This is a genomic window from Delftia sp. WY8 (assembly GCF_018437695.1).
In the GTDB taxonomy this organism is placed as follows: Bacteria; Pseudomonadota; Gammaproteobacteria; order Burkholderiales; family Burkholderiaceae_C; genus Comamonas; species Comamonas tsuruhatensis.
Genome location: NZ_CP049795.1, coordinates 4571082 through 4589194, shown reverse-complemented (window position 1 = coordinate 4589194; position 18113 = coordinate 4571082). Strand labels below are relative to the sequence as shown.

The 18113-nt window shown below is 69.9% G+C and carries 15 protein-coding genes; 5 read left to right on the top strand and 10 right to left on the bottom strand.

The window, feature by feature from the left end; all coding sequences use genetic code 11:
- Window position 1: 1 nt before the first annotated feature.
- From G4D77_RS21135 to G4D77_RS21115, 5 genes are read right to left on the bottom strand one after another with little or no spacing between them, the layout of a single operon-like run.
- Window positions 2-1609, bottom strand: coding sequence for a 5-oxoprolinase subunit B/C family protein (locus tag G4D77_RS21135; protein WP_154833518.1), 1608 nt, complete (start codon window positions 1607-1609; stop codon window positions 2-4).
- Between the two features lie 9 nt (window positions 1610-1618).
- The gene (locus G4D77_RS21130) at window positions 1619-2377 is read right to left on the bottom strand and encodes a LamB/YcsF family protein (protein ID WP_016454390.1); all 759 of its coding nucleotides are present in this window, start codon (window positions 2375-2377) and stop codon (window positions 1619-1621) included.
- 33 nt (window positions 2378-2410) lie between these two features.
- Entirely contained in the window at window positions 2411-3079 is a 669-nt protein-coding gene (gene pcp / locus G4D77_RS21125; RefSeq protein WP_016454391.1) for a pyroglutamyl-peptidase I, read from the bottom strand.
- 16 nt (window positions 3080-3095) lie between these two features.
- The gene (locus tag G4D77_RS21120) at window positions 3096-4049 is read right to left on the bottom strand and encodes a DUF979 domain-containing protein (RefSeq protein WP_016454392.1); all 954 of its coding nucleotides are present in this window, start codon (window positions 4047-4049) and stop codon (window positions 3096-3098) included.
- A 1-nt stretch (window position 4050) separates the two neighbouring features.
- The gene (locus tag G4D77_RS21115; RefSeq protein ID WP_016448769.1) at window positions 4051-4800 is read right to left on the bottom strand and encodes a DUF969 domain-containing protein; all 750 of its coding nucleotides are present in this window, start codon (window positions 4798-4800) and stop codon (window positions 4051-4053) included.
- A gap of 406 nt (window positions 4801-5206) precedes the next feature.
- Between G4D77_RS21115 and G4D77_RS21110 the strand changes: the two genes are divergently transcribed.
- From G4D77_RS21110 to G4D77_RS21095, 4 genes are all read left to right on the top strand, one after another.
- On the top strand, window positions 5207-6373 hold the full coding sequence (locus G4D77_RS21110) for an ABC transporter substrate-binding protein (protein ID WP_154833517.1): 1167 nt from the start codon (window positions 5207-5209) through the stop codon (window positions 6371-6373).
- 68 nt (window positions 6374-6441) lie between these two features.
- Complete coding sequence (locus G4D77_RS21105) at window positions 6442-7443, top strand: tripartite tricarboxylate transporter substrate binding protein (RefSeq protein ID WP_154833516.1); 1002 nt, start codon at window positions 6442-6444, stop codon at window positions 7441-7443.
- Entirely contained in the window at window positions 7443-8498 is a 1056-nt protein-coding gene (locus G4D77_RS21100; protein ID WP_154833515.1) for a threonine aldolase family protein, read from the top strand. Before G4D77_RS21105 ends, G4D77_RS21100 begins: the two co-directional genes overlap by 1 nt.
- 70 nt (window positions 8499-8568) lie before the next feature.
- On the top strand, window positions 8569-9243 hold the full coding sequence (locus G4D77_RS21095) for a GntR family transcriptional regulator (protein WP_012207532.1): 675 nt from the start codon (window positions 8569-8571) through the stop codon (window positions 9241-9243).
- A gap of 165 nt (window positions 9244-9408) precedes the next feature.
- Here the strand turns inward: G4D77_RS21095 and G4D77_RS21090 are convergent, their stop codons facing one another.
- From G4D77_RS21090 to G4D77_RS21080, 3 genes are all read right to left on the bottom strand, one after another.
- Window positions 9409-9831 carry a DoxX family protein gene (locus tag G4D77_RS21090; RefSeq protein ID WP_047218891.1) on the bottom strand — a complete coding sequence of 141 codons (423 nt, stop codon included), beginning with the start codon at window positions 9829-9831 and terminating at the stop codon, window positions 9409-9411.
- Window positions 9832-9838: 7 nt separating this feature from the next.
- Window positions 9839-10210 (bottom strand): DUF4148 domain-containing protein, encoded by a 372-nt coding sequence (locus G4D77_RS21085; protein WP_016454396.1) that lies wholly within the window; start codon window positions 10208-10210, stop codon window positions 9839-9841.
- Between the two features lie 163 nt (window positions 10211-10373).
- Window positions 10374-12065 carry an adenylate/guanylate cyclase domain-containing protein gene (locus G4D77_RS21080; protein ID WP_154833514.1) on the bottom strand — a complete coding sequence of 564 codons (1692 nt, stop codon included), beginning with the start codon at window positions 12063-12065 and terminating at the stop codon, window positions 10374-10376.
- A 116-nt stretch (window positions 12066-12181) separates the two neighbouring features.
- Here G4D77_RS21080 and G4D77_RS21075 point away from each other — a divergent pair, with 116 nt between their 5' ends.
- Window positions 12182-12889 carry a Crp/Fnr family transcriptional regulator gene (locus tag G4D77_RS21075; protein ID WP_154833513.1) on the top strand — a complete coding sequence of 236 codons (708 nt, stop codon included), beginning with the start codon at window positions 12182-12184 and terminating at the stop codon, window positions 12887-12889.
- Here the strand turns inward: G4D77_RS21075 and G4D77_RS21070 are convergent.
- Both G4D77_RS21070 and G4D77_RS21065 read right to left on the bottom strand, forming a co-directional pair.
- Entirely contained in the window at window positions 12886-14493 is a 1608-nt protein-coding gene (locus G4D77_RS21070; RefSeq protein WP_227740903.1) for an ABC-F family ATP-binding cassette domain-containing protein, read from the bottom strand. The genes G4D77_RS21075 and G4D77_RS21070 overlap by 4 nt on opposite strands.
- 387 nt (window positions 14494-14880) lie before the next feature.
- Window positions 14881-18021, bottom strand: coding sequence for a multidrug efflux RND transporter permease subunit (locus tag G4D77_RS21065; RefSeq protein WP_154833511.1), 3141 nt, complete (start codon window positions 18019-18021; stop codon window positions 14881-14883).
- Window positions 18022-18113 lie beyond the last annotated feature (92 nt).

Sequence of the window (18113 nt, the reverse complement as noted above, 5' to 3'; positions counted from 1 at the left end):
TTCAATTGTTCTGCAGGCGCTGGGCGCCTTGCGCGCCGGGGGAATATTCCTCGAAGGCGCGAATGGGGTTGAAGCGGATCCAGGCGCCCACGGGAATTTGGCCGGCCAGATCGAGGTGGTGCGGCGCCACGCAGCCGATGACGGGATAGCCGCCCGTCAGCGGATGGTCGGCCAGGAACAGCACGGGCTGGCCGCTGGGGGGCACCTGGATGGCGCCCAGCGGCGTGCCTTCGCTGGGCAGCTCGCCGGCCACGGCGCGCTCCAGGGGCTGCTCGCCCGCCACGCGCAGGCCCACGCGGTTCGATTGCGGCGTGACCTGCCAGCGCTGCGCGGCCAGCAGGGCCACGGCATCGGGCGTGAACCAGTCGGTGCGCGGGCCCAGTTCCACGTCCAGCACCACGTCCTGCCCGGCGGTGGGCAGGGACTCGGGCGGCAGCTCGGGTGCGGACACGGCCTTGCGGTCCGCAGCCCGCACGGGCAGGATCTGGCCCATGGCCAGGGCGGCTGGGCCGACATTCGCCAGGGTGTCGGTGCAGGCGCTGCCCAGCACGGGCGTGACGGCAAAGCCGCCGCGCACGGCCACATAGCAGCGCGCGCCGGCCACGGGCTGGGCAATGGTCAGCAGGTCGCCATCGGCCAGGGCCACGGCCTGGTAGCGCGGCACGCTCCAGCGCTGGCCGGACCCGGTGGTCACGGTCAGGGGCGCATCGGCGCCCGTGATGGCGACCACGGTCTCGCCCTGGCTTTGCAGCGACAGGCCACCGCCCACGGTCTCCAGCACGGCCAGGTCGCTGGCATTGCCGACCAGGCGGTTGGCGGCCTTGAAGGCTGCCTGGTCCATGGCGCCCGAGGCCGAGACGCCCTGCCCGGCCTGGCCCAGGCGGCCCCGGTCCTGGAACAGCGTCATCAGCCCGGTGGCCTTGACGCGCAGCGCGTTGCCCTCTGGCAGTTCGGCCTGCACGACAGCAGGCGCAGGTTCGGCATCCGCCTGCTCCATGCCTGCGGCATCGACAAAGCGCACGCGGTAGCCGGGCTGCAGCAGCGCAGGCAGCTCGCGCGCAAGGTCCCACATGCGCGCCGAGGTGCGGCCTATCAGTTGCCAGCCGCCCGGGCTGGCCTGGGGATAGACGGCGCTGAACGTGCCGCCCAGCGCCACCGAGCCGGCCGGCACGCGCGTGCGCGGCGTGGTGCGGCGCGGCACGTTGAAGATCGGATCGCCCCCGCTGAGGTAGGCGAAGCCGGGCGCAAAGCCCGTGAAGGCCACGGCGTACTCGCTGCCCGTGTGGCGGCGCACGACTTCCTCGGGCGTGATGCCCAGCAGCTGCGCCACGTCGGCCAGGTCCTCGCCGTCGTAGTGCACGGGGATTTCGACCAGCACATCGCTGCGCTCGGCGCGCTGGCTCAGGTCACGCGCGGCGATGCGGTTCACCAGCTCGGCCACGCCCACCTGGGCGGGGGTGAACTGCACAAGCACGGTGCGCGCGGCCGGCACCAGCTCCTGCACGCCGGCGATGGGCTCGCGCTGCAGCGAGCCCAGCAGGGCCAGGGTTTCATCCAGGTCGGCCAGCTCCACCAGCAGGGCCTGGCGGTTGACAGGTAGAAAGCGCATGGCCACTCCTCAACCCGCGAAGGAGGAAATGCGCACGCCCTCCTGCTCGAAACGCTCGCGCAGATGGCGTGCGATGGCCACGGCTCCCGGGCTGTCGCCATGCACGCAGATGGAGTCGGCGGCAATGCGCACGGGGCTGCCGTCCACGGCCTCGACCACCCCTTCGCGCACCAGCATGAGCATGCGCGCGGCGATCTGGTCCACGTCGTGCAGCACGGCGCCCGGATCGCGGCGCGAGACCAGGGTGCCCTCGGGCGTGTAGCCGCGGTCGGCAAAGGCCTCGGCCACCACGGTCAGGCCTGCGTCGCGCGCCCAGTCGATCAGGGGCGAGCCGGCCAGCGCAACCAGCACCAGGCTGGGGTCGATGGCGCGCATGGCCGTGATCACGTCGGTGGCCTGGCGCCTGTCGTGGGCGATGGTGTTGTAGAGCGCGCCGTGCGGCTTGACGTAGCGCACCTCGGTGCCGGCCACGCGGGCCAGGCCCTGCAGCGCGCCGATCTGGTAGATGACGCCGGCCACCAGGTCGGCGCTGGCCACGTCCATGTTGCGCCGGCCGAAGCCGACCAGGTCGGGATAGGACACATGGGCGCCGACGATGGCGCCGCGCGCGCGGGCGGCCTTGAGCGTCTCCAGGATGCCTGCCGGGTCGCCGGCATGGAATCCGCAGGCCACGTTGGCGCTGCTGACGATATCGAGCATGGCGGCATCGTCGCCCATGCGCCATCCGCCCAGGCTCTCGCCAAGATCACTGTTCAGGTCAATTTTCATCGTTCTCTCCTCACCGGACTCGGTGCACGGGGTTCAGTGCAACTGGCCGGCGTTTTCCTTCAGATCCTGGGACACGGTCAGGGCCGTGCGGATGGTCTCGCGCACGGCAGCCACCTGGTCGGCCAGCGACATGCTGGGCATGCCCGGCTTGCGCGCTGCCTGCTCAGGCAGGGCCGGCACATGGATGAAGCCGCCCCGCGCACCCGGCGCAGCCTTGCCCTGGGCCAGCCAGTGCATGAGCGCGAAAAACACGTGGTTGCAGACAAAGGTGCCCGCCGTGTTGGACACGGAAGACGGAATGCCCCGCGCACGCAGGTTGTGCACCACGGCCTTGATGGGCAGCGTGGAAAAGTACGCGGCGGGCGCGCCCGGGATCACCACCTGGTCCACGGGCTGGCGCGCCGCATGGTCGGGAATGCGGGCGTCGTCGATATTGATGGCCACGCGCTCGGGCGTGAACTCGCTGCGGCCGCCGGCCAGGCCCAGGCTGATGACCAGCACCGGCTGCAGCTGCGCAAGCGCCTCCTGCAGCTGGCGCAGCGATTCGCCGAACACGCAGCGCAGCTGCAGGCCGTGGACGGTGGCGCCCTCCACGATCTCGCCATGCAGGGCACGCGCCACTTCCCACGAGGGATTGACAGGGTCCTGCTCGAACGGCTCGAAGCCGGTCACCAGGATGCGCGGGGAAGTGGAATCGGTCATGGCAACAGTCCGTCCTTTAACGGAACATCAGGAAATACATGAGGAAGACGTTGGCCGTCAGCAGGGCCAGGGCCGTGGGCACCTGGGCGCGGATCACGGCATTCTTGTCGATCTCCAGCAGCGCGGCGGGCACCAGGTTGAAGTTGGCCGCCATGGGCGTCAGCAGGGTGCCGCAGTAGCCCGAGAGCATGCCGATGGCCGCCATCACGGCCGGGTCGCCATGGTAGACGCCCACCAGAATGGGCACGCCCACGCCGCCCGTCATCACCGGGAAGGCCGCGAAGCCATTGCCCATCACCACCGTGAACAGCGCCATGCCGAGCACGTAGACGGCCACGGCCACGAAGCGGATGTCCATGTTGATATAGGTGGTGGTCACATAGGCCACGGCCTTGCCCACGCCGGCGTCCGAGAACACCAGGCCCAGCATGCCCAGCATCTGGGGCAGCACCAGGGCCCAGCCCAGCGCATCGGTCAGGCGGCGCGATTCGCGCATGCCCTGGGCCGGCGTCTCGCGGGTCAGCCAGCAGGCCAGGCCCAGCGCCAGCACGCAGCCCACGCCCAGGCTCACCAGCGTGGTGGCCTTGGGGTCCAGCAGGGGCGTTCCGCCGAAGACCAGGTGCGAGGCGCTCAGCGTGCCCACCATGGTGATCAGCGGAATCGCCAGGGCCGGCACGAACAGCTTGTTGCCCAGGCGCTTGGCGCTGGCCAGGTATTCGGCATCGCTGCGCGGCGCGTGGCGGCCGCTGCCCACGCCACCGAAGCCGGCGATCAGCGCCATGGCCACGGCGATCACGCCCACCACCATGGGGGGCAGCTCATGGCCCACCAGGAACACGGCCGCATACAGCGCCCAGAACAGGCCGCTGGACCAGCGCTTGGGATTGCTGGCATCGCGCAGCGTCATCACGGCCGTGACGGCCAGGACGAAGCCGACCAGGTAGTACAGGTGTTGGATGGTCAGCGTCATTTCAGGCTCCCTTGGCTTGGGTGGCGTTGGCATTGGCCGCGTCGGCTGCGACGCCCGCCTTGTACTGGGCCAGCTCGCGCTCGAGCATGCGGTCCAGGCGACCCAGGCGCCAGGCGTGGATCACGAAGGCGCAGATGGCCGTGGGAATGCCCCAAAGCGCGACGTGGATGGGCTCGACCTCGATGCCGGCTTCCTTCAGGAAGGTGGTCATCAGCACGATGGCGCCGAAGGCCACGAAGATGTCCTCGCCGAAGAACAGGCCCACGTTGTCCGTGGCGGCCGAGTAGGCGCGCAGCTTGTCGCGCACCTTGGCGGGCAGGATGCCGAAGCGCGACTGGGTCGCGCCTTCGGCCATGGGCGCCAGCAGCGGACGCACCATCTGCGGATGCCCGCCCAGGCTGGTCAGGCCCACGGCGGCCGTCAGCTGGCGCGCCGCCAGGTAGACGATGAGCAGGCGACCAGCGGTGGCCGACTTGATGGAGCTGATCCAGTTCTGCGCATGCTGGCGCAGGCCATGGCGCTCCAGCAGGCCGATCACGGCCAGCGGCAGCAGGATGATCAGCGGCAGGTTGCGCGTCTTGATGAAGCCCGTGCCGATGGTGGCCAGCACCTTGTCGACGGGAAAGCCCGCCGCCAGTGCCGTGCCGATGGCCGTGACGATCACGACCAGCATGGGATTGAAGCGCAGCACGAAGCCCGCAACGATGATGGCCACCCCGATAAGCGGCCAGAGATTGACGTCAGTCAGCATGTTGATTCCCCCTTCACACCCCCGGTGCGCGACGGCCGTCGAGCCACCCCGCATGCCCAACCCGGTGGCAAGGAGTGCGCTGCCGACCTGGTTTTGTTCAACAAAACTAGTAATTTGTCTTACAGAAACGAATTGTGATTAAGACAATCAACGCATACTGATAGTACAAACCCGCATACACCTGCCTACGCAATGTGCACTGACAGGGTTCTTGCCAAAGTCAGGAAAACTATCGATGATTGAATACCGATAGAAGACATGAATGCAACAATGCCCCTGCGCCGGTATCGCCTGCGGCAAGGCCGCCTCCTACAATGGGCCGCGCTCCCAGCGCGGGGCGCATGCGCGGCAGGCGTCGTGAATGGCCCTTCCTGCTCCCAACCCACCTTGCCCGAGCCCTGAATCCATGCGACGCCGTCAGATTGTTTCCCTGGTTCCCCGCGCTGCGGCCATCGCAGCGGTCCCGGCCCTGGCGCCGGCCTTCGTGCGCAATGCCTTTGCCGACGAGGCCGGCCTGTCCGCCAAAGCCATCACCATCGGCTCCACGGTGTCACTGAGCGGCCCGCTGGCCGCATACGGCACCGACATCAAGCTGGGCACGGAAGCGGCCATGGCGCAGATCAATGCCCGCGGCGGAATTCACGGCCGCACGCTGCAGCTGCAGATCGTGGACGATGGCTATGTGCCCCAGCGCTCGGCCGACAACGTGCGGCAGATGCTGTCCAAGGGCACGGCCTTCGCCCTGCTGTCGTGCAACGGCACGCCCAACAATGCGGCCATCATTCCGCTGATCGAAGAGGCTGGCGTTCCCTACGTGGCGCCGATCACGGGCGCCTCGTCGCTGCGCAAGGGCGCGCGCAACGTCTTCCATGTCCGGGCCAGCTACACCAATGAGGTCCAACGACTGATACAGCGGCTTGCAGGCATGGGCCTCAAGGGCATCGGCATCGTCTACCTGGACAACGCCTACGGCCGGGAAATACTGGAAGACGCCACACGCGCACTGGAAGCCGGGAAGATGGCCCCCTCCGTACAGGCGGCCATTGCCACCGATGGCAAGGACCTGGCCGAAGTGTTGAACAAAGTGCATGCGGCCCGTCCGTCCGCCGTGTTGCTGGCCACGGCCGGCACGGTGTCGGTCGCGCTGGTGCGCGGCCTGCGCAAAAGCGTGCCCGGCGTGCTGCTCACGGGCCTGAGCGTGACCTTGCCCAACGACAGCCTCAAGCCGCTGGGCGACGATGCCCGGGGCCTTGCCATGACCATGGTCGTCCCCGCGCCCCATCAGGCCCGGCTGCAACTGGTGCGCGACTACCAATCGGCCCTGCGCGCCCACGGCCAGCAGGAGTTCTCCATGGGCTCGCTGGAAGCCTATGTGAATGCACGCGTGCTGGCCGAGGGCCTGGAACGCGCCGGCCGCGACCCCACCCAGGCCAGGCTGCGCTCAGCGCTGGCCGGCATGCGCAACTGGGACATGGGCGGCTTTGTGATCGACTACAGCGGCCAGCCGCCGCATGTGGGCTCCAGCTTCATCGACCTGGGCGTACTGGGCAACGCGGGGCGCTTCATCGGTTGATGCCAGTGGCGGCTTGCGGGCCGGGCCGCGATGGTCTCTTTCTCTCGCCGCACCAAGGAGTTCTCGCCATGCCTGCCGAACGCCACCGCCTTGTGCCCTGCGCTTCCCACCGCGGTGTGCCACGCCGCCTGCTCATCCTGGCCGCCGCTGCCCTGCCCGGCCTTGCGCCAGCGCAGAAATGGCCGGCGCAGCCCGTGCGCATCATCGTTCCCTACACGGCCGGTGGCGGCTCGGACAACATCGCCCGCGCGCTGGGCACGGAACTGTCGCGTGAACTGGGCCAGCCCGTGGTCGTGGACAACAGGCCCGGGGCCTCGGCCATGCTGGGCGCAGAAATGGTGGCGCGGGCCGCGCCTGACGGCTACACGCTGCTGATGGCCGACATGCCGCACACCATCACGCCCAGCCTGTACAAGACGCCCTACGACGCGCTCAAGGACTTCACGCCCGTGGCCCTGATCGGATCATCGCCGCTGGTGCTGACCGTCAACCCGAATTTCAAGGCGCAGAGCGTGAAGCAATTCGTGGCCCTGGCCAAAGCGCAGCCGGGCCGGCTCAACCTTGCATCGGGCGGCACGGGCACGGCCACGCATCTGGCGGGTGAGCTGTTCAAGCAGCAGACCGGCACCTTCATCACCCACATCCCCTACAAGGGCTCGGGGCAGGCCATTGCCGATGTGGTTGCCGGGCATACCGAGAGCATGTTCGCCTCGGCACCCACCGTGATCCCGCATATCCGAAGCGGTGCGCTGCGCGCCCTGGCCACCACCAGCGCCCAACGCTCGCCGGCCCTCCCCCAGGTTCCCACGCTGGGCGAAAGCGGCGTGCGCGGCCTGACCGTGCTGCACTGGTTCGGCCTGCTGGGGCCTGCCGGTTTGCCCTCCGGCATCCAGACCACGCTGCACGATGCCGTGGCCCGCGCCATGGCCACGCCCACGCTGCAGGCCAAGCTGCAGTCCCTGGGGCTGGAGCTGACGCCCCGCACTGCGGCAGAGTTCGGCGCCCAGATGGAGACCGACGCGGCGCGTTGGGCGCGCGTCGTCAAGGAACGCAACATCAAGGCCGACTAATGTCCAGCCTGCACCCTCTTCCCGACGCCATCGACCTGCGCAGCGATACCGTCACGCGCCCCACGCCGCAGATGCTCGAAGCCATGGCCCGCGCCCCGCTGGGCGATGACGGCCTGGACGGCGACCCGACCGTGCGCGCGCTCGAGGAGACCGCAGCCCAGCGTTTTGGCAAGGCTGCGGGCCTGTTCGTGGTCAGCGGCACCATGGGCAATCTGGTGGCCGTGCTCGCCCATGGCCGCATGCCCGGCGAGGTGCTGGCCGAGGCCGGCAGCCATCTGCTGAACGCCGAGCGCGCCGCCGCGGGCCTGACCGGCATGCACTACCGCAGCCTGGCCGGCGACGGCGGCCTGATCGCCCTGCCCGCGCTGGAGGCGGCGCTGGACACCGCCATCTCCGCACGCTGCCCCAGCGCGGTGGTGGCCGTGGAGAACACGCACAATGCGCGGGGCGGCACCGTGGCCGGGCCCCAGGCGCTGGCCGCCGTGCATGCGCTGGCCTGCCGCCATGGCGTGCCCGTGCACACCGATGGCGCGCGCCTGTTCAATGCCGCCGTGGCCCTGGGCCTGTCCTGCCGCGAGATGGCTGCGCACACGGACTCAGTCACCGTCTGCCTGTCCAAGGGGCTGTCCGCGCCCGTGGGCTCGGTGCTCATGGGGCCGGCCGACTTCATCGCGCGGGCGCGCGGCATACGGCGCATGCTGGGCGGCACCATGCGCCAGGCCGGCGTGATCGCGGCGGCGGGCCTGGTGGCGCTGGAGCACATGGTCGATCGCCTGGCCGAGGACCACGCACGCGCCCGCCGCCTGCACCAGGGCCTGCGCGCCATCGACCCGGCTTGGTGCGCGGCCGAACTGCCGCAGACCAACATCGTCCAGGTTCGCGTTGACACCAGCGCGGCTGAAGCGCGCCTGTGGCAAGCACGCCTGGCCCAGGCCGGCGTGCTGGTGCGCACGGGCAGCGCCGGCCTGCTGCGCCTGGTCACGCACCGCCATATCGACGATGCCGCCGTGGACAGCACGCTGCAGGCCTTCGCCAGGCTGCAACACCCCATCTGAGCACTGCACGAAACCGGTGACCGGCCCGGCGCTGGCTACACTGCGCTCTGGCCCTTGCATCCCGACCACCATGACCCGCAGCACCGACATCCTCAACCTGACCGACCGCGTGACCGAGCAGCTGCGCAGCAAGCTCATCGATGGTGCCTGGGAGCCCGGGCAGAAGCTGTCGGAAGCCTCGCTCAGCGAAAGCCTGCAGATCTCGCGCAACACGCTGCGCGAGGCCTTCCGGCTGCTGACCAAGGAGGGGCTGCTGGTGCACGAGCCCAACAAGGGCGTGTCGGTGGCGGCGCCCAGCATCGCCTCCATCATCGACATCTACCGCGTGCGCCGCATGGTGGAGTGCCAGGCCCTGGCCCAGGCCTATCCCATGCACCCGGCACGCAGCCTGATGCGCGAAGCCGTGGAAGCGGCCCAGCGCCACCGCGAGGCCCAGGACTGGTCTGGCGTGGGCACGGCCAACATGAGTTTCCACAAGGCCGTGGTGCAGCTGGCCGACAGCGAGCGCCTGGACACCATGTTCGAGCACCTGCTGGCCGAGCTGCGCCTGGCCTTCGGCCTGCTGCGCGACCCGCACTTCCTGCATGCGCCCTATGTGGACATGAATGCGCGCATCCTGCAGCAGTTCGAGGACGGCAAGCCGGCCGAGGCCGCTGCCGCGCTCAATGACTACCTGGTGCATTCGGAGCGGCTGATCCTGGCCGCCTATGCCCGACGCCTGGCTGAGAAGGGCATCAAGGTGTGAAACAGGCGGCACCCCCTGAGCGGCTGACGCCGCTTCCCCCTCTCTACTCGCTTCGCGAGGGAGGGGGACGACACCCTCGGGTCGGGGCGGCCCTACCTCGGTGTCCCCGGCTTTGGGCAGCGCCGGTTTCATTGGCAGTGTTCAGTGCACAACACTGGCTCGCATTCAACGCCGTGCGTCCAGGCTCCAGCGCGCCACGGGCGCCAGCATCAGTTGCACGAATCCCCCGGCGATCGCCAGGTTCTTCAGGAACTGCACCAGCTGGCCCTTGTCGCCGAACTGGTTGTGGAACATCAGCGCCGACATGACGCTGAACACGGCCATCACGGCCGCGGCCTCGCGGGTGCGCCAGCCCAGCAGCAGGGCCGTGGCCACGCCCAGCTCCACCACCAGCGCCATGGCATACGACAGCATGGGCAGCGGCAGGCCCGCCTTGGCGATATAGGCCATGGTGCCCTCCGGCCCCATCAGCTTGCCGATGCCGCTGTAGATGAACAGCAGGCTCAGCAGCACCCGGGCCAGCAGCGGCGCGAAGTCGGCCCAGGGCGATGCGGCGGCATGGGCAGTGGAATGCGTGGCGGCGCGCATCGTCGGCTCAACCCGGGACACGACCGGAACCCTGGCCTTCGGCCGCTTTCACCGAGCCGCCCAGGCGCTGCACTTCGGCCAGGTACTCGGGGCCACTGCGCATGCGCTGGTACTGGGCCAGGCGCTGCTGGTAGTCGGCATCCCAGTGGTTCACGTCGGACTCGCGGTAGACGTTGAGGCCGGCGCGGTTCCACAGGGCCAGGTCGGCCTGCACTTCGGCGCGCGACAGCGCGGGGCCGGAGCTGGCGGGCTCGGCGCCGAACCAGGTTTCTGCAGATACCGTGGCGGCCGGTGCGGCCGAGGCCATGCCCGGCCACAACGCGGAGGAAAGGGCGGCAGAAAGGGCGGTGATGGCGAAGAGGGTCTTTGCGTGCTTCATGGCGAATCCTTTGTCAAATCCTGCAGCGCGTGATTGCGTTCTGCATGGCTGCAGTCTCGTCTTCGCCCGCCTGCACGTCAGTGCCTAAACGCACAGCTTTGCGCAAACTCTCCGGCTCCCGCGCTCACTGTCCACGCTCATCGTCCACGCCCACCATCCACCCTCAGGGCCACTGCAGGCCGGGCCGCGCCACATGCAGGGCCTGCAAGGACTCGGAGCGCCCGCGCACCTGCACCTGCCGGACTTCGCCCAGGCCATCGGCCACGCCCGCGCGGCGCGCCACCTCCAGCGACAGCACCAGCCGGGCCTGGGCGCTCTTGGTGTATTCCTGCAGGCGGCTGGCCGTGTTGACCACCTCGCCCACGGCCGTGAAGGTGGTGGTGTGCTCGAAGCCCACGCGCCCCACGGCAGCGCGCCCCGCGTGCAGCCCCATGCCGAAATCCACCGGCTGGCCGAACTGCGCCTCGAAGCTCGCGCTCCACTCCTGCATGCGCCGGTCTATCAGGGCACTGGCCTGCACGGCCTGGCGGCAGGCCGTAATCAGGGCACTGGCCTGCACGGCCTGGCGGCAGGCCGTATCCAGGTCGGTGTCCAGGCCGAAGATGGCCATCACGCTGTCGCCGATGAACTGGTTGGCCATGCCGCCGCTGTCGTGCACGGCCTGGCCCACGCGCTCGAAATACTGGTCCAGCACCCAGGACAGGTCCACGGGCCATTGCCGCTCGGCCAGGCCGGACCAGCGGCGCAGGTCCACGAACAGGATGGCCACCGCGCGCACTTCGCGGACCTCGCGCTGCTCATCGCCCCGCCCGGCCTGGGCGGCTGCCGGCGAGCGGAACAGCGGCGCCACCTGCACATCGCCCGTGGGCCGCAGCTGGCAGGCCAGCCGCACGTCCTGCGGCGCACCCACGCGCTCCAGCGTGAGGCGCTCATCGCGCCCCGGCGCAGGCAGGTGGGCCGCCGGGCCGGACACGCGCACGCGGCAGGTGGAGCAGCGCGCCCTGCCGCCGCACAGCGACAAATGGGCAATGCCATGCTCGCGGCTGGCTTCGAGCACGCTCATGCCCTGGGGCACCTGCACCGTGCGGCCCGGATAGTGCAGCAGCACCTGGCGGGCGCCGCGCAGGCGCATGCGCCGCCACAGCCAGGGGCCGGCCAGCAAGGCAGCCAGGCCGGCCAGCCAGCCCTGGCGCAGCCCCGATGTCAGATCGCGCAGCAGCTGCGCCGCCTGCGGCGAAGGCCCGGCCGGCGCGGGCACACCGGCCGCCGCGATCTCGCGCGCCATGGAGACGATGCCCAGCGCCGCCAGCACGGGCAGCAGCACGGCGGCCGTGAGCAACAGCGGCTGCCAGCGCCGCCACCAGCCGCGCGCACGCAGGGCCATGTGCAGGCCCATGCAGCCATGCGTCCAGGCGGCCGCCATCAGCAGCAGCTGGATGGCCATGCTGGACGGATTCCAGGAAGAACGCACGATGCGCGCATACGAGGGGTCCACGCCCCAGGCCTCCTGCGCCAGCCGCGTGGCCGGCACGTGCAGGGCCAGCAGCAGCGGCAGGCCCAGGCCCAGCAGCAGCCGCACGGCCTCCAGCGCCGGCATGCGCAGGCTGCGCCGCCGCGCCAGCGCCTGCAGCGCCAGCCCCATGTGCACGGCCAGCGCGCCGTAGAGCAGCAGGCTGCCGGGCAGGGATCGCCACACGCCGTGGACCAGCTCGCGCACGGCCTCGGCCGTGGCCAGCGAGACCAGGCCCAGGGCATGGTTGGACAGGTGCAGCGCCGCATAGGTCCACAGCACCAGGCCGGTGGACCAGTGGAGACTGCGCAGGGACGGCAGGGACGGAGGAAGGACACGGGCCATGGAAACGGATGATGCGCCCGACGGCAGGACAAGACAGGAACAATGGCGGCTTGAAGGAACTTGGGACAGCGCAGCCCGATCCAGAATCTTTGTACATTCCGCCCGCTATTGGTTCCATGGCCCACCCCACCCAGCCCTCCAGCTTCGCCCTGCGCGGCATCACCCTGTTCGAGGGCCTGGGCACCGCCAGCCTGGACCGCATCGCCGCCGACTGCGAATGGCGCCCGCTGCAGGCCCGCCAGCCCGTGTTCAACCGCTGCTCCACGGGCAGCGACGTGTTCTTCCTGGTCAGCGGGCGCGTGCGCATCACCACCTATTCGCCGGGCGGGCGCGAGGTCAGCTTCCGCGACTACGGGCCCGGCGAGCACTTCGGCGACCTGGCGGCCATTGACGGCCAGGCCCGCTCCACCGATGTGGTCACCCTGGAATCCTCGCTGCTGGCCAGCCTCTCGCGCCAGGACTTCCTGGCCCTACTGGCGCGCGAGCCTGCCATCGCCCTGCGCATGATGGAAGGCCTGGCCGGCCTGGTGCGCCGGCTGACCGACCGTGTCATGGAGTTGAGCACCCTGGGCGTGCCCACGCGCCTGCACAGGGAGCTGCTGCGCCTGGCGCGGGAGGCGGGCGTATCGCCCGAGCACACGGCCCTCATCAGCCCCGTGCCTTCCCACTCGGTGCTGGCCAGCAAGATCAGCACCAACCGCGAGCAGGTCACGCGCGAGCTGGGCGCCCTCACCCGGCGCGGCCTGCTGCGCAAGGAGGGGCGCCAGGCGCTGCTGGTGACCGATGTGCGCGCACTGCAGGCGCTGATAGCGCAGGAAAGCTAGGCGGGCTCCATTCGCCAGCCCTGCGGCGACCACACCAGGCGGTCGGTCAGCCCGATGGCCTGCAGAAAATCCTCGTCATGCGAGACCACGACCAGCGTGCCGGCGTAGCCGCGCAGCATGGCCTCCAGCGCCTGCAGGGAAGGCAGGTCCAGGTGGTTGCAGGGCTCGTCCAGCAGGAGCAGGGGCGCGGGCGGCTCGGCATGCAGCGCACAGGCCAGGGCGGCCTTGAGCTGCTCGCCGCCGCTGAGCCGGCCCGCGGGCTGCTCCACCTGCCGGGCCGCCAGCCCGAGCCAGGCCAGGCGCGTGCGCAGCACATCCACGGGGGTGCCGGGGCAGGCGTCCTGCAACTGCTCCATCACCGTGCGCCCGGGCTGCAAGAGGGACAGGCGCTGGTCCAGGTAGGCACAGGCCCGCATGCGGCGCACCTCGCCCGCCTGGGGCGCAAGGCGGCCCGCCAGCACATCGAGCAGGCGCGTCTTGCCGCAGCCGTTGGGACCCGTCACGGCCAGGCGCTGACCACCGTACAGAGACAGGTTCAGGCGCGGCCCCGGGGAAAACGGCAGCAGCACATCGTCCAGCAGCGCCACCACGTCGCAGGGAGCACCTACCGGTGGCGGCGCCTGCAAGCGGATGTCGGCCTGCAGGTCGATCTGGCGCGCCGCCTCGCGCACGCGCTGGTCCAGCGCTTCGCGCGTGTCCGCCTGCTGGCGGCGCAGGCGGCCAGCCGACGCCTGGCTGCGCTCCTTTTGCCGGTCCAGCAGAATGCGCGCCTGGTTGGCCTCCTGGCCCTGGCGGCGGCCGCGCGCCTCGCGGCGCTGCTGGCGCTCCTGCTGCTCACGCAGCTGCTGCGTTTCGCGGCGCCGCTCCAGCTTGCGCTGCTCCAGCAGTTGCACCGCCGAGGCCATCTCCCGCGCCTTGGCTTCGGCATAGAAGGCGTAGCCGCCGCCGTAGCTGCGAAGCCCCTGCGGCGACAGCTCCACGATGCGTTCCATGCCCTGCAGCAGACTGCGGTCATGGCTGACCACGACCAGGCCACCGGGCCAGCGCTGCAGCTGCGCGGCCAGGGCCTGGCGGCTTTCGCGGTCCAGGTGGTTGCTGGGCTCGTCCAGCACCAGGTGGTCGGCGCCCGACAGCAGCGCGCCCGCCAGGGCCGCGCGCATGGCCTCGCCGCCGCTGAGGGCGTGGCCCGGCGTATCGGCACGCAGATGGCCCAGGCCCGCCAGCTCCAGCTGGGCCTGCAGGCGCTGGCGCAGGTCCCAGCGGTCGGCCAGCAGCTCGAAGTCGCGGGGCTCGCAACTGCCGCCCTCGATGCGCGCCAGCGCCTCCAGCGCGGGCTGCAGCCCGGCCAGCGCCGCCACCGAAGGCTGGTCGTGCCAGTCCGTGCGCTGGGCCAGGTACAGCACCTGCCCCGAGCGCAGGCAGCGGCCCTGCGAGGGCGCATCCAGCCCGGCCAGGATGCGCGCCAGCCGCGACTTGCCCACGCCGTTGCGCCCCACCAGGCCGGTGCGGCGGTGGTCCAGGGTTTCGGAAAGATCGGAGAAAAGGGGGCTGCCATCGGGCAGCACGCAGGAAACGCCGTCGAGCGTGATCGTGGTATTCGTCATATCGCGGTTCATGGATGCCAACGCAGTTCCTTGCCGCTTTGCATGCATTGCGCGTGCGGTGGGCAGGGTCGGGAAAAGCGGGCCGCTGGGACAGCGGCAGCATCAATGGCGCATGGGACGAATACCTCCTGCAATGGTGAACGAAGCCGCCATTATAGAAATCATGGGACGGACGTGCTGGCCGTGCCGGAGGGGGCGCCATCGGCGCCGTCGGCGCCAAGGGGGCCGGCATGCGCACCGGCGTTTGCACGCGGCGGCTCGGGTCCGGTGGGCCCGGCCTGCCGCGCGGGGGCTGCAGGCGCCGATGGCGCGCAAGGGTTCGAAGACTGTGCCGGCGGGCGGCCCTGAAAGCACAGGGCGTTGAGCGCGATTCAGAGGGGCATGTGTTTATGTTCCGGGGTCCGCAGCGGGCGGCGGCCGGCGCGCGCTGCCGCGCGGCCCGGCGATGCGCCGCTGCCATTCAAGGACGAAGACGAAGAAGACGGGCACGAAGAACACGGCCAGCACCGTGCCGCTGACCATGCCGCCGAACACGCCCGTGCCGATGGCGTGCTGGGTCTCGGCGCTGGCGCCCGAGGCCAGCATCAGCGGCACCACGCCCAGCGCAAAGGCCAGCGAGGTCATGAGGATGGGCCGCAGCCGAAGGCGCGCGGCCTTGATGGCGGCCTCGCGCAGGTCCTGGCCTTCCTCGCGCAGTTGCTTGGCGAACTCCACGATCAGGATGGCGTTCTTGGCCGACAGGCCGATGATGGTGATCAGGCCCACCTTGAAGAACACATCGTTGGGCATGCCGCGCAGCAGCACGGCCGCCACCGCGCCCAGCAGGCCCAGGGGCACGACCAGCATCACCGACAGCGGGATGGACCAGCTCTCGTAGAGCGCGGCCAGCACCAGGAAGACCACCAGCATGGACAGGGCCATGAGCAGGGGCGCCTGCGCGGCCGACTGGCGCTCCTGCAGCGACTGGCCGGTCCAGGCCACGGCAAAGCCGGGCGGCAGTTGGGCCACCAGCCGCTCCATCTCGGCCATGGCCGCGCCGCTGGAGGCGCCGGGCGCAGGCGTGCCCGAGATGCGCGACGCCAGGAAGCCCTGGTAGCGCACCAGCTGCAGCGGCGTCTCCGACCACACGGGCGTGGCGAACTCGGCCAGCGGCACCATGCCGCCCGCAGCGTTGCGCACGTTCAGCCGGAGCACATCATCGATCTGCATGCGCGCGGGCGCGTCGGCCTGCACGATGACCTGCTGCATGCGCCCGGCGTTGGGGAAGTCGTTGACGTACAGCGAGCCCATGGCCGTGGACAGCGTCTCGCTGATGGCGGCAAAGCCCACGCCCAGCGCCTGGGCCTTCTGGCGGTCGATCTCCAGCCGCACGCTGGTGCCCGAAGGCAGGCTGTCCTGGTAGGCCGAGCCCAGCACGCTGCTGCTGCCGGCCAGCGCCAGCAACTGGTCGGTGGCCGACTTGAGCGCGGCATGGCCCTGGCCCGTGCGGTCCTGCAGGTACATGGTGAAGCCCGAGGAAGTGCCCAGCTCGTCGATGGCCGGGGGCTGCAGCACCATGATGGCGCCCTCGGGCGCGTGTTCCATGGCCTTTTGCGCGAGCGAGACTTCCTCGCCGGCCGTGGCGCCGTTGCGCTGGTCCCAGTCCTTGAGCGTGGTGAAGGCCATGGCCGCGTTCGGGCCCGAGCCCGCGAAGCTGAAGCCCAGCACCGAGATGCTGGAGGCGATGCCGGGGCGCTGCGCCACATGCTCCTCATAGCGCTTGACCACGTCCAGCGTGCGCTCGGCCGTGGCATCGGCCGGCAGCTGGATGGAGGTCATGAAGTAGCCCTGGTCCTCCTCGGGCAGGAAGGCCGAGGGCAGCTGGCGCAGCGCAAACACCAGGATGGCCACGATGGCCGCGAACAGCAGCATCATGCGGCCCGTGCGCCGGACCAGGCCCGTGACATGGGCCTCGTAGCGGTTCGTCAGCCGCTCGAAGCCGCGGTTGAACCAGCCGAAGAAGCCTTTCTTCTCATGGTGGCCTGCCGCCACCGGCTTGAGCAAGGTGGCGCACAGCGCCGGCGTCAGGCTCAGGGCCAGGAAGGCCGAGAACAGGATGGACACGGCCATGGACAGCGTGAACTGCTGGTAGATCACGCCCACCGAGCCGCTGGCGAACGCCATGGGAATGAACACCGCCGTCAGCACCAGGGTGATGCCGATGATGGCGCCCGTGATCTCCTTCATGGCCTTGAGCGTGGCATCGCGCGGCGACAGGCCCTCCTCGGCCATGAGGCGCTCCACGTTCTCGACCACGACGATGGCGTCGTCCACGATGATGCCGATGGCCAGCACCATGCCGAACATGGTCAGCACGTTGATGGAAAAGCCCGCCACCAGCATCACGGCGAAGGTGCCCAGCAGCGCCACGGGCGCCACGATGGCCGGGATCAGCGTGTAGCGCAGGTTCTGCAGGAACAGGTACATCACCAGGAAGACCAGCACCATGGCCTCGACCAGGGTCTGCACCACCTTCTCGATGGAGATCTTGACGAAGGGCGCGGTGTTGAACGAGATGGTGTGCTGCATGCCCTGCGGCAGGATGGAGGCCAGCTCGGCCATGCGCTTTTGCACGGCAGCGGCCGTGCGCACGGCATTGGCACCGGGCGACAGCTGCACGGCGGCGCTGGTGGCGGGCTTGCCGTCCTCGCGGTTGGAGAAAGCATAGGACTGCGCGCCCAGCTCCACGCGCGCCACGTCGCCCAGCACCAGGCGGGAGCCGTCGGCATGGGCGCGCAGCACGATGGCCGCGAACTGCGCGGGCGAGGTCAGCTGGCCCTGCACCGTCAGCGGCGTGGTCACGCGCTGGCCCGGCGCGGTCGGCGCATCGCCCACGCGGCCCGGGGCGATCTGCATGTTCTGCTGCTGTATGGCCTGGGTGAGGTCGCCCATGGACAGCCCGTAGGAAATCAGCTTGGCCGGATCGACCCAGACGCGCATGGCCTGCTCGGTACCGAACAGCTGCACGCGGCCCACGCCCTCGATGCGGCGCAGCTCCTCCACGATGTTGCGCGCCATGTAGTCATTGAGTGCCAGCTCGTCGAACTCGCCGCCCGGCGAGATCAGGCCCACCAGCAGCAGAAAGCTCGACGTGGCCGACTCCACCTGCAGCCCGTTCTGGCGCACGGCCTGCGGCAGGCGCGGCTCCACGGCCTTGATGCGGTTTTGCACATCCACCTGGGCCAGCTCCGGGTTGGTGCCGGGCTTGAAGGTGGCCTTGATCTCGGCCGAGCCCGAGGTGTCCACCGAGGACTCGAAGTACAGCAGGTGGCGGACGCTGGACAGCTCGCGCTCGATCAGCGAGACCACGGAATCATTGAGCGTCTTGGGCGTGGCGCCCGGGTAGGTGGCATACAGGCTCACCGTGGGCGGCGCCACCGTGGGATAGCGCGATATCGGCAATTGCGGGATGGCGAGCACGCCCAGCAGCACGATGAACAGCGCGATGACCCAGGCAAAGACGGGCCGGTGAATGAAGAACTGTGGCATGGACGCGAGGTCTGGTTTTCAATGCGCGCCAGGGCGCGCTGCGGAAAAAATACGGCGCCTGGCGCCGAATCATCTGAGGGGCCATCCGGATG

Bases quoted from the DNA above. Each gene is read 5' to 3' on its own strand.
- G4D77_RS21115 (WP_016448769.1), bottom strand. From the start codon at position 4,800: ATGCTGACTGACGTCAATCTCTGGCCGCTTATCGGGGTGGCCATCATC.
- G4D77_RS21105 (WP_154833516.1), top strand. From the start codon at position 6,442: ATGCCTGCCGAACGCCACCGCCTTGTGCCCTGCGCTTCCCACCGCGGT.
- G4D77_RS21080 (WP_154833514.1), bottom strand. From the start codon at position 12,065: ATGGCCCGTGTCCTTCCTCCGTCCCTGCCGTCCCTGCGCAGTCTCCAC.
- G4D77_RS21120 (WP_016454392.1), bottom strand. From the start codon at position 4,049: ATGACGCTGACCATCCAACACCTGTACTACCTGGTCGGCTTCGTCCTG.
- G4D77_RS21085 (WP_016454396.1), bottom strand. From the start codon at position 10,210: ATGAAGCACGCAAAGACCCTCTTCGCCATCACCGCCCTTTCTGCCGCC.
- G4D77_RS21095 (WP_012207532.1), top strand. From the start codon at position 8,569: ATGACCCGCAGCACCGACATCCTCAACCTGACCGACCGCGTGACCGAG.
- G4D77_RS21130 (WP_016454390.1), bottom strand. From the start codon at position 2,377: ATGAAAATTGACCTGAACAGTGATCTTGGCGAGAGCCTGGGCGGATGG.
- G4D77_RS21090 (WP_047218891.1), bottom strand. From the start codon at position 9,831: ATGCGCGCCGCCACGCATTCCACTGCCCATGCCGCCGCATCGCCCTGG.
- G4D77_RS21100 (WP_154833515.1), top strand. From the start codon at position 7,443: ATGTCCAGCCTGCACCCTCTTCCCGACGCCATCGACCTGCGCAGCGAT.
- G4D77_RS21065 (WP_154833511.1), bottom strand. From the start codon at position 18,021: ATGCCACAGTTCTTCATTCACCGGCCCGTCTTTGCCTGGGTCATCGCG.
- G4D77_RS21135 (WP_154833518.1), bottom strand. From the start codon at position 1,609: ATGCGCTTTCTACCTGTCAACCGCCAGGCCCTGCTGGTGGAGCTGGCC.
- G4D77_RS21075 (WP_154833513.1), top strand. From the start codon at position 12,182: ATGGCCCACCCCACCCAGCCCTCCAGCTTCGCCCTGCGCGGCATCACC.
- G4D77_RS21070 (WP_227740903.1), bottom strand. From the start codon at position 14,493: ATGACGAATACCACGATCACGCTCGACGGCGTTTCCTGCGTGCTGCCC.
- G4D77_RS21110 (WP_154833517.1), top strand. From the start codon at position 5,207: ATGCGACGCCGTCAGATTGTTTCCCTGGTTCCCCGCGCTGCGGCCATC.
- pcp (WP_016454391.1), bottom strand. From the start codon at position 3,079: ATGACCGATTCCACTTCCCCGCGCATCCTGGTGACCGGCTTCGAGCCG.